6 protein-coding genes are annotated in these 5,356 nt (G+C 42.9%); all 6 read right to left on the bottom strand.

What is annotated here, in order from left to right:
• The coding region (carB, locus tag QZ359_RS07660) for a carbamoyl-phosphate synthase large subunit (RefSeq protein ID WP_293965240.1) at positions 1–997 on the bottom strand (997 nt) is incomplete at its 3' end.
• A 336-nt stretch (positions 998–1,333) separates the two neighbouring features.
• Positions 1,334–2,413, bottom strand: a complete 1,080-nt coding sequence (locus tag QZ359_RS07655; protein WP_033687096.1) for a carbamoyl phosphate synthase small subunit — start codon at positions 2,411–2,413, stop codon at positions 1,334–1,336.
• A 49-nt stretch (positions 2,414–2,462) separates the two neighbouring features.
• A complete protein-coding gene (locus tag QZ359_RS07650; RefSeq protein ID WP_293965236.1) occupies positions 2,463–3,386 on the bottom strand; it encodes an aspartate carbamoyltransferase catalytic subunit in 924 nt (307 codons plus the stop codon).
• Positions 3,387–3,404: 18 nt separating this feature from the next.
• Positions 3,405–3,926, bottom strand: coding sequence for a bifunctional pyr operon transcriptional regulator/uracil phosphoribosyltransferase PyrR (gene pyrR, locus QZ359_RS07645; RefSeq protein WP_000644747.1), 522 nt, complete (start codon positions 3,924–3,926; stop codon positions 3,405–3,407).
• A gap of 221 nt (positions 3,927–4,147) precedes the next feature.
• Positions 4,148–4,777, bottom strand: a complete 630-nt coding sequence (nth, locus tag QZ359_RS07640; protein WP_000244443.1) for an endonuclease III — start codon at positions 4,775–4,777, stop codon at positions 4,148–4,150.
• Positions 4,777–5,319 carry a DUF177 domain-containing protein gene (locus QZ359_RS07635; protein WP_000773212.1) on the bottom strand — a complete coding sequence of 181 codons (543 nt, stop codon included), beginning with the start codon at positions 5,317–5,319 and terminating at the stop codon, positions 4,777–4,779. Before QZ359_RS07635 ends, nth begins: the two co-directional genes overlap by 1 nt.
• Between the last annotated feature and the right edge of the window lie 37 nt (positions 5,320–5,356).

The following is a 5,356-nucleotide window of genomic DNA, read 5'->3' as shown; positions in this document are numbered from 1 at the left end:
CATCTAAGGTCAAACCGACTGCAATCTTAGCAGCCAATTTAGCGATTGGATAACCTGTCGCCTTGGAAGCAAGGGCTGACGAACGAGATACACGAGGATTTACTTCGATAACATAGTACTTGAAGCTGTGGGGATCAAGGGCCAACTGAACGTTACATCCCCCTTCAATCTTAAGGGCACGAATGATGCTCAAGCTCGCGTCACGTAGCATTTGATTTTCATAATCTGACATGGTTTGCGCAGGGGCAAATACAATGGAATCCCCTGTGTGAATCCCAACTGGGTCAAAGTTTTCCATGTTACAAACAACCAAAGCATTGTCAGCTGAGTCACGCATCACTTCGTATTCGATTTCCTTGAAACCAGCAATAGAACGCTCAATCAAACATTGGGTAACAGGTGACAATTTCAATCCATTTTCAGCGATTTCACGCAATTCTTCCTCGTTGGCACACATACCACCACCAGTACCACCAAGTGTAAAGGCTGGACGGACGATGACTGGGTAGCCAATTGTTGCTGCAAAGGCAACAGCTTCTTCGACTGTGTTGACAATTTCAGATTCTGGAATTGGTTGGTTGAGCTCTTCCATCAATTGTTTAAAGAGGTCACGGTCCTCCGCTTGATCAATGGCAGATAGTTTAGTACCCAGAAGTTCAACACCAAGCTCATCTAGGATACCATTTTTAGACAATTCCATGGCCATATTAAGACCAGTTTGCCCACCAAGGGTTGGTAGCAAGGCATCTGGACGTTCCTTACGAAGAATACGCGTTACAAACTCAAGTGTAATCGGTTCAATATAAACCTTGTCCGCAATTTCCTTATCCGTCATGATGGTTGCAGGGTTTGAGTTAACCAAGACAACCTCATAACCTTCCTCTTTCAACGACAAGCAAGCCTGGGTCCCAGCGTAGTCAAACTCAGCAGCCTGACCAATAATAATCGGACCAGAACCAATCACCATAATTTTTTGAATATCAGTACGTTTAGGCATAGTTTATGATACAAAGCCCGTAAAGAACACAGTGAAAATAGGAAACTCGGTGCAGACGCCTTCAGCGTCAAGACGATGTTTATCTTTTTCACACAGTTCTTAGGGCGTGTTCACTTCCGCGAACAATGTATCTTCTCCTTTCTATTCGGCAACTCTCGGGTTGCCATTAAATAAATTCTCCGACGATTTTTTAGCGAAACGATACTTTTCGGTAAAAAATCTAGTGCAGGGAGTTTTTAGTTCGCCTGATAGCGACTAAAAGAAACGACCTGCCTTTCTATTCGCCGCCTCTCAGGGCAACATTAAATAAATTCTCCGACGAGCTTTTACTCGTTCTTAGTTTGATTGTTTAAAAGCTTCCATCATCTCGATAAACTCATCAAATAGGTAGCTAGCATCGTGTGGACCAGGGGCTGCATCTGGATGGTATTGAACAGAGAAAGCAGGTTGATATCTGTGACGCACACCTTCAACTGACTTGTCATTGATTTCTTCGTGGGTGATAATCAAGTGTTCTGGCAAATCCTCACGACTAACTGCATAACCATGGTTTTGACTTGTAAAATCCACACGTCCTGTAGCAATTTCACGTACCGCATGGTTGAATCCACGGTGTCCAAATTTCATCTTGTAGGTCTTAGCACCATTTGCCATTGCAAAGAGTTGATGCCCCATACAAATACCAAAGATTGGAATTTTTCCTTGCACACCACGAATCATGTCAAGTGCTTGTGGAACATCTTCTGGGTTACCTGGACCGTTTGACAACATAACTCCGTCAGGATTGAGATGGAGAATTTCTTCAGCCGTTGTCGAATACGGAACAACCGTCACATTACAGTTGCGTTTAGAAAGCTCACGTAAGATTGAGTGCTTGAGACCAAAGTCCACTAGCACCACGCTCAAACCAACTCCTGGAGCTGGATAGGATGTTCTAGTAGAAACCTGCTTGATATTGTCTGTCGGCAAGACTGTCGCTTGGAGCTGGTCCGTCACATGGTCCATGCTGTCCCCAACATGGGTCAAGGTTGCACGCATCGTACCATGCTTACGGATAATCTTGGTGAGTGCACGCGTATCAATTCCTGAAATACCTGGAATTTTCTTGGCTTTCAAAAATTCATCCAGCGTCATTTGATTTCGCCAATTACTTGCTCTACGTGCCTCTTCGAAAACAACGACTCCCTTACAAGTTGGAATAATGGATTCGTAATCATCACGGTTAATTCCATAATTTCCTACCAAAGGATAAGTAAAGGTCAAGATTTGTCCATTATAAGACTGGTCTGTAATGGATTCTTGATAGCCGGTCATGCCTGTATTAAAGACGATTTCGCCTGTTACATCAATATCTGCTCCGAAGGCCTTGCCTTCAAAAACTGTGCCATCTTCTAATACTAGAAGTCTTTTTGTCATATTTTCACCTCTCGTGGACGCTCACTGGCGTCTTTTAACGTCTTGTGTTTTAGTTGGCGTTTCTACTCGCCAGTACGGATTCTAAGATTGCCATTCGAACAAAGACACCGTTGGTCATTTGTTGGACAATGCGTGATTTTGGTGCTTCAACCAAGTGATCTGCAATTTCTACATCACGATTGACTGGAGCTGGGTGCATGAGGATTGCTGTTTCTTTCAAGCGATCATAACGTTCTTGAGTCAAGCCATGTTGAGCATGGTAGTCTTCTTTTGAAAAGACTGCACCACTATCATGGCGTTCATGTTGCACACGAAGAAACATCATGACATCCACCTGATCAATAATTTCATCAATAGTTACAAACTGTCCATAGTCTGCAAACTCTTGACTTCTCCATTCCTCAGGTCCAGCAAAGTAAAGTTCAGCTCCCAAGCGTTTCAAAATCTGCATATTGGATTTGGCAACGCGTGAGTGGTCCAAGTCACCTGCAATCGCAACCTTGAGACCCTCAAAGTGGCCAAATTCCTCATAAATGGTCATCAAATCAAGCAAGCTCTGGCTAGGGTGTTGGCCCGAACCATCTCCACCATTGATGATGGAAATCGTAATCGTGGGACTAGCAATTAACTCTCTGTAGTAGTCAACCTCTGGGTGACGAATCACACAGACGTCAACTCCTAAAGCAGACAAAGTCAAAATGGTATCATAAAGTGTTTCACCCTTATTGACTGAACTAGTCTTCACATCAAAGTCCAGTCGCTCCAATCCCAGTTTAATCTCTGCCACTTCAAAGGACTTATGCGTCCGTGTAGAATCCTCAAAGAAAAGATTGGAGACAATCGGATGGTCCTCATAGGGAAGCTGAGCTCCATTTTTAAACTCAATTCCTCGCTTGATCAATTTCATCACTTGTTCGACAGTGAGGTCTTCCATGGACACCACATGGTTCAATGCTTGTTGATTTTCTGACATGGCTACTCCTTTAGCTTTCTAAGCTTCTTCAGTAATCAGAACTCTGTCTTGGCCATCAAGTTCTGCCATCTCTACGATGATTTCTTCAGAACGACTGGTTGGGATATTTTTTCCAACGTAATCTGGGCGGATTGGCAATTCTCTATGTCCACGATCGACTAGAACTGCTAAACTCACGCGCGCAGGACGACCATGACCTACAATATTATCAATAGCAGCACGGATAGTGCGGCCTGTATAGAGCACATCGTCCACCAAAATAACTTCACGGTCTGTCACATCAACAGAAACCAAAGAAGTATCTTCTCCACTTTTAACATCATCACGGAAAGGTTTGGTATCCAATTCCACAACAGGAACTGAAAGATTTTCTAGCTGCTCCAAACGTTCTTGGATACGGTGGGCGATAAAGACACCACGAGTTTTAATACCAGCCAAGACAATTTTATTCAAATCTTTGTTGCGTTCGATAATCTCATAAGTAATACGCGTAATCGCTCGTTTGACGGTCAATTCGTCTACAACTTCTTTTGCCTTCATGACAAACCTCCAAAAAGAAAAGTCTCCTTAAACAAGGAGACTTGAAATGTATAGCTAAGCTAGCCCTACTGCAAACAGTATAGACTTCGCCCTTCTACTTTATCGCGCTCCTTGCCTGCCTCACGGGACAGGTTTAAAGGAATATTTAGTTATCAAATACTATAGCACAAAGCATGCTTAAAATCAAGCAAAAACTTTTGAAACCCCATCTTATAAATTGCTTATAAATTGCTAAAGTCATATAACTGTGGATACTGGTCACACTCTGGATTTTTAGGATGACAAATAGCTCTTCCAAAATAAATCATGGCCTGATGGGCAGCTAACCACTGCTCCGGTGGCAAGATATCCATGACGCGTTTTTCCACCTCAAGTGGTGTCGCTGATTTTTTGACAATATCATGGTGTTTGCAAATACGCTCCACATGAGTGTCTACTGCAAAGGCTGGAATTCCAAAGCCCACACTCATGACAACATTGGCTGTCTTGCGACCAACACCTGCCAAACTCTCCAATTCCTCTCGTGTTTGAGGGACTTGACCATCAAAATCGTCTAGTAACTGTTGGGCACATTTTTTAAGGAATTTAGCCTTATTCCGATACAGTCCCAGGCGAGAAATGTGTGAAGCAATCTCACTCTCTGTCGCTACAGACATGGCTTGTGGCGTTGGAAAGGCAGCAAAGAGACCTGGCGTGGCCTTATTTACCGCTGCATCTGTTGTCTGAGCTGACAACATGACCGCAACTAGTAGTTCAAAATGATTAGTAAAATCAAGACTGGGCTTGGCATCTGGAAACAGAGCAATAATTTCTTCTAGCACCTTTCGTGCGCGTTTTTTTGACAAGACCATTATTCGTCTCCATCAAATAGTCCTTGTAAGCCAGCAAAAGGACTGTTTTCTTCTTTCTTAACTGCTTGTTGAGCTTGGTATTCTTCCTCTGTCATGATTTGCCAGTCATTTCCTGAAACAAATCCTTGACCAGCCTCTTCTTCAGCCGTCAAGACCTTGATAGGAATGTTTAGTAGGATATTGTCTGACACACTCTCAGCAAGGTCAAGTTCTCCATTTTCGATAGGCAAGACCAAATCATCGTCTAAAACTTCCTGATCTAGTTGGTTAGTTGCACCTTCCATGAAAACTTCCGTGACTGGATAAGATTCAACTAACTCAACTGGCTCCATACTGCGACTTGAAGCAAGAACAATGGTGTAAGATAGTTGATAATCTAAGAAATACATACGGTCTTCATATTGTACTTTCCCAACTGCAAGGATATCTTTTACATCTAAAATTTCTTGATTGCGTGCACGCAGGTCTGCGGCTAGGTCTAACGTTTGTTCAAAATGCAAGCCTTCAGACTGCTTGCGAATCTCTTGAATATTTAATTTCATACTTCCTCCATAAAGATTTACTATCTTGATTATACCA

Source organism: Streptococcus sp. (genome assembly GCF_019414905.1).
GTDB lineage: Bacteria > Bacillota > Bacilli > Lactobacillales > Streptococcaceae > Streptococcus.
Note: the sequence above shows the minus strand (reverse complement) of the source record. Positions and strands in the feature narration are given on the sequence as shown.

Bases quoted from the DNA above. Each gene is read 5' to 3' on its own strand.
- pyrR (WP_000644747.1), bottom strand. From the start codon at position 3,926: ATGAAGGCAAAAGAAGTTGTAGACGAATTGACCGTCAAACGAGCGATT.
- QZ359_RS07635 (WP_000773212.1), bottom strand. From the start codon at position 5,319: ATGAAATTAAATATTCAAGAGATTCGCAAGCAGTCTGAAGGCTTGCAT.
- QZ359_RS07655 (WP_033687096.1), bottom strand. From the start codon at position 2,413: ATGACAAAAAGACTTCTAGTATTAGAAGATGGCACAGTTTTTGAAGGC.
- QZ359_RS07650 (WP_293965236.1), bottom strand. From the start codon at position 3,386: ATGTCAGAAAATCAACAAGCATTGAACCATGTGGTGTCCATGGAAGAC.
- nth (WP_000244443.1), bottom strand. From the start codon at position 4,777: ATGGTCTTGTCAAAAAAACGCGCACGAAAGGTGCTAGAAGAAATTATT.